The organism is Streptomyces sp. P5F9 (assembly GCF_057961495.1).
Map to the genome: position 1 here is coordinate 1 of NZ_JBXVPZ010000620.1, position 4744 is coordinate 4744.

Annotated in this window: 4 protein-coding genes; 1 reads left to right on the top strand and 3 read right to left on the bottom strand. The window is 71.0% G+C overall.

Features of this window, described 5'->3' with window-relative positions; all coding sequences use genetic code 11:
- Positions 1-42 precede the first annotated feature (42 nt).
- Complete coding sequence (locus tag AC31A1_RS47045; RefSeq protein WP_489659200.1) at positions 43-831, top strand: SAM-dependent methyltransferase; 789 nt, start codon at positions 43-45, stop codon at positions 829-831.
- Positions 832-1014: 183 nt separating this feature from the next.
- On the opposite strand, the gene AC31A1_RS47050 is transcribed toward AC31A1_RS47045, so the two are convergent.
- The 3 genes from AC31A1_RS47050 to AC31A1_RS47060 all read right to left on the bottom strand — a co-directional run.
- Positions 1015-2310, bottom strand: a complete 1296-nt coding sequence (locus tag AC31A1_RS47050; protein WP_489659201.1) for a lanthionine synthetase LanC family protein — start codon at positions 2308-2310, stop codon at positions 1015-1017.
- A gap of 102 nt (positions 2311-2412) precedes the next feature.
- Positions 2413-4101, bottom strand: a complete 1689-nt coding sequence (locus tag AC31A1_RS47055) for a serine/threonine-protein kinase (protein WP_489659202.1) — start codon at positions 4099-4101, stop codon at positions 2413-2415.
- Positions 4102-4286: 185 nt separating this feature from the next.
- Positions 4287-4744 (bottom strand): DUF4440 domain-containing protein (locus AC31A1_RS47060; RefSeq protein WP_489659203.1); only part of this gene is annotated, 458 nt, incomplete at its 5' end.

The window sequence follows — 4744 nt, forward strand, 5'->3', positions numbered from 1 at the left end:
CCCTTCTCGCCCACCCTTCTCACCTGCCGCGATGGAGTTGCCATGACGACCGACCCCAAGCCGTCACCGCAGATCGACACCGGCAAGGCACACCCCGCGCGGGTCTACGACTGGCTGCTGGGCGGCAAGGACAACTACCCGGTCGACGAGGCCGTGGGAGAGAAGCTGCCGCCCGAGGCGAAGGACGCGGCGCGGCAGAACCGCGAGTTCATGCACCGCGCGGCGACCTGGCTCGCCGGCCAGGGCATCGACCAGTTCCTGGACATCGGCACGGGCATCCCGACCGAGCCCAACCTGCACCAGATCGTCCAGCGGACCGTGCCGACGGCGAAGGTCGTCTACACCGACTACGACCCGATCGTCCTGCGTCACGCCGAGGCCCTGCTGATCAGTCACCCCGACGGGGTCACGGACTACATCCAGGCCGACGTGCGCGAGCCCGAGCTCATCGTCGAACACGCCCGCCACGTCCTGGACTTCACCCGCCCGATCGCCCTCTCGCTGATCGCGCTGATGCACTTCATCCCGGACGAGCAGGACGCCCACGGCATCGTCCGCAACCTCGTCGCGACCCTGCCGTCCGGCAGCTACCTGGTCCTGTCCCACGCCGCGTCCGACCTGTACCCCGAACTCGCCGCCCAGGTCACCGCCGAGTACGCCAAGGGCGGCATCAAGCTCGGCTTCCGCACCCGCCCCGAGGTGGCCCGCTTCTTCGACGACCTCGAACTGGTGCCGCCCGGCCTGGTGACGGCGACGGAGTGGAATCCGCCGGCGCCGGAGGAGGCTCCGGAAGGCAGCGGGATCTACGCGGCGGTGGCGCGGGTCCGCTAGGGCCTGTCCGGCGGATCAGGTCGCAGGAGACCGACGGTATCTGATCAGCGCCGGTGAGCGGGGCCTGGTGCGTGCAGCTGCAAGGCGGAGGAGGGCGGCAACGCGGAGCGTTGGCAACCGACGACAACGCCGCAGATGTGCGTGCCAGGCCCCGCGTCTGCGGCATGATCCGCCGGACAGGCCCTAGCGGCGGCCCGTGTCCTGGGCGTCCACCGGAGGCTGGTCCGGCCACGCGAACGCGTAGCGCGGATCGCCTCCTCGGCCGAGCCGTACGAAGCGCAGGAGTTCGCGGACGATGCCCGCGTTGCCCATCCCCCAGCCCGTGAACGGTTCGAGGTCGCTCGGGGTGGCCCGGTGTTCGACGTTGGACCAGCGGGCGCCGTCGCTGTCCCGGATCGCGCGGGCGGCCAGGTCCGCGACGAGGACGTCGGCGAAGCCGTACGGGTCCTGCTGCTCCTGCGGTTCCTTCTGTTCGGCGATCCGGTCGCAGGCCAGGGCGAGGACGCCCGCGGTGCCGCAGCAGCGGCCGTTGTTGTCCCAGAAGCGGGGGCGCAGCCGCTGGGGCAGACCGGAGTGGGTGACCGTGTGCCAGCAGCGGTCGGCGAGGGCGGACCAGGCGGGGTCGGCCGTGATGTCCCGCAGGAGCCGGAAGACCTGGGCGTCACCGGCCGGGCCGTGGCACCAGCCATAGCTGACGGGCTCGATCACGTCGGGGCGGAACTGCGGGGTGGAGTGCCGGACCAGGAAGCCTTCCGGCCCCGCCTCGTCGCGCGACACGACGTCCGCGGCACCGGCCAGCGCCACCTCGACCAGGTCCGCGCGGCCGGTGGCTTCGCCGACCCGGGCGAGCCCCAGGACGATGCCGAGTGTGCCGTGCGAGATGTGGTGCAGACGGGATGCGATGCCCGTGCGGTGGGGCCAGTGGACGCCCGCCGGAGTCTGCTCCGCCGTCCGCAGGTACGGCTCCATGGCGAGGACGGCCAGGTCGGAGTCGCCGGCCAGGAGTGCGCCGAGGCCGATCCCCGCGTTGCCGCCCATCAGCTCGAACAGTTCGCCCCAGCGGGTCCCGTCGAAGCGTGACCGCACGAGTTCCAGCGCACGGTCGGCGGCGGCACCGGCGGCCGCGTCGCCGAGTTCTTCGTGCAGGGTCCGCAGGACGAGGGCCACTCCGGTGCGGCCGAAATAGAGGGAGTCGTCATCGACGCCGTCGACGGCATCGGCGAGACTGAGGCCCGCCCGCAGGGCCGCGTCGGCGTAGGAGTCGTCGCCGAAGTGCCGCCACGCTTCCAGGAGTGCGGGAACGTTCCCGGCCGTACCGCTGTAGAGGGACGGGTTCGGCTCGTCGTCCGAGGGCTTTCCCGACCAGGCGAGGCCTCCTCCGGAGGTCTCTCGCGCCGCCCCGATCAGCCAGCGCAGCCCGTCCACCGCGAGTTCCTCGACCTCGTCGACCGCCACGACCGTGGTTTCTGGTGCCGTCATGCGCTCACTCTCGCATGATCTTCCGGGCCCGCCCAGGGCGCGACAACTCAGCTGATCCGTCAGCCGAGTTCGCGCCTCATCGACCCGCGCCGTCCCCAGCCCTCAACTCGCGGTGTTGGTCTGCCAGACGACCGCGGCGTCCGTCGCTATGACCATGTTGCCGTCCTCCAGCACCTTGAGCACGGCCCCGGTGGCACCTTGCGTGTTGCTGCTCCACAGCGCCTGGTGCTGAGCGTCGTAGACCACGAGGTTGCCGTCCGACTGGAACACGGCCGTGTTGCCCGTGCCCTGGGTCTGGCTCGCCCAATGTGCCGTTCCGGCCGCGTCGTAGAGCACGAGGTTGCCGTCCGTCTGCATGATCAGTTTCGAGCGCACAGTCTGCACGAATGTCCCGGCGTCGAACGTGTAGGGGGACTTCACCACCACGGCGTCGGCCAAGTTGCCGTCACCTGTGCCCGAGGCAGAAGGGGACGGGGACGCCGTCGCTCCGCTTTCGGACGGGGAGGCCGACGCCTGGGTCGCGCGGCCGGCGCCGGCGGACGGCGTGACATGGGCGGACGACGAGTCCTTGCTCTTGTCCTTGCCCTTGTCGTCGAGGGTGTTGAACAGGAACAGCCCTGAGCCGGCGACGACGACCAGCGCGGCCGCGCCGATGACGGTCCACAGCCTGCGCCGCCCGCGGTCTCTTCCGGTGCCTCCGCCGTCCAGGGGCGGAGTCGGACCGGTTCCCCCCGGATAGGGGGCATACATGTCTGCCGCGTGAGGCTGCGTGGGGGTGTCGAGGCCCGGGTTCGGCGCGAGAAGGGTGGCTGCGTGGGCTTCCCGCGCGCCGCCGTCCAAGGCCGCCGCCTGCGGAGCTACGGCCGTCACCGCATCCGGGGCTACGGCCGACGCATCGCCCCCGCTGTCGGCGACGGTCGCGGCACGTTCCCGGTCCGTCAACGAGCCCACGGCGAGGGCCCGTTGATAGGCGGGATGGTGGACCAGATCGGCCTCGGCCCGGCAGAGTTCGACGATCTGATGCGGGGTGGGGCGCAGAGCGGGGTCGCTCTGCGCGCAGGCGGCGATCAGCTCGGCGACGCCCGCGTCCACACCCCGTAGGTCGATCTCCCCGTGCACCGAACGGTAGGACACGGCCGCGAACGGCCCGTCCCCGTAAGGCGGGCGGCCGGTGACGGCGAACGCCAGCGTGGCCCCGAGGGCGAACACGTCCGCGCCCGGACCGGTCTCGCCGCCCGTGATCGTCTCCGGCGCGATGAACCCGGGACTGCCCATCGCTCCGCCGACCTGCGTCAGGTTGGACGTGCCGGTGGTCCTGGCGATGCCGAAGTCGATCAGTTGAGGGCCGGTCGCGGAGAGGATGACGTTGTGCGGCTTGAGGTCCCGATGCCACACACCGCGGACGTGGATGGCGTCCAGCCCCTCGGCGAGGGCGGCCAGCATGACCCGGGCCAGGTCGGCGGGGAGCGGTCCGTTGGTCACGACCGCGGCGTGCAGCGTGGGCCCCGGCACATACTCGGTGGCGAGCCAGTACGGCGGTGTGTCCAGCTCCGCGTCGATGAGCGACGCCGTGTACGCGCTGCGGACCGTACCCAGGGTCTCCACCTCGCGGCGGAACCGGCTGAGGGCGTGTTCGTCATGGCGCAGCTGGTCGTTGATCACCTTGACGGCGGTGGGACGGCCGCCCGGCGAACGCGCGAGGTACACCCTCCCCATCCCGCCCTCGCCGAGTCTGCCGACCAGACGGTAACGACCTATGTGCGATGGGTCGGAGCCATCGAGCGAAAGCACGGGACATGTCCTCCTTGGGTGGAACCGAGAGTCACCAGATCCACCGTGAGGTCAACTCGACTGGGCTCCAACCCCGTTGCCCAGCGGGGGTGCGGGGATGCGACACCAGTCCTCGGACGACACGCCCGGACCGGACCCCGACATAGTAGAGGGAACAGGCCCCCGCGCCTCACCGGTCACTCTATTCACTGGATGTCCTCGTGCAGATGCACGACGAGCCAGTGACCGTCGGGGTGCGCACGCCGTAGGACCGCGGTGTTGCGGGCCAACTCCGAAGGGGCCGCACGGAAGTCGACCCGCAGCCAGTAGCGGGCCACGGCCAAGTCCCCGAAAACGTCGACGACTTGGCCGTACGGCGTGAGGCCGGTCTCGGCGGGACCGTCGTCGGACGTGGGACGCGCGTCCCGGACGCGGTTCAACTCCGTTCTGCCGCTGATGAGTTCGGAGGTCGCCGAGTCCCAGATGGTGGCCTCGGGGTCGAGGAAGGCGTCGATACGGTCGCGGTCGCCGGCCGTGTAGCCCTTGTACATGCCCGTGATCACCGTCCACACGTCGGCCAGGTCGGCGGCCGCGCCACCCGGGCGGGCACCGCGGCCGCCGACCTGGCCGACGTGTGGACGGTGATCACGGGCATGTACAAGGG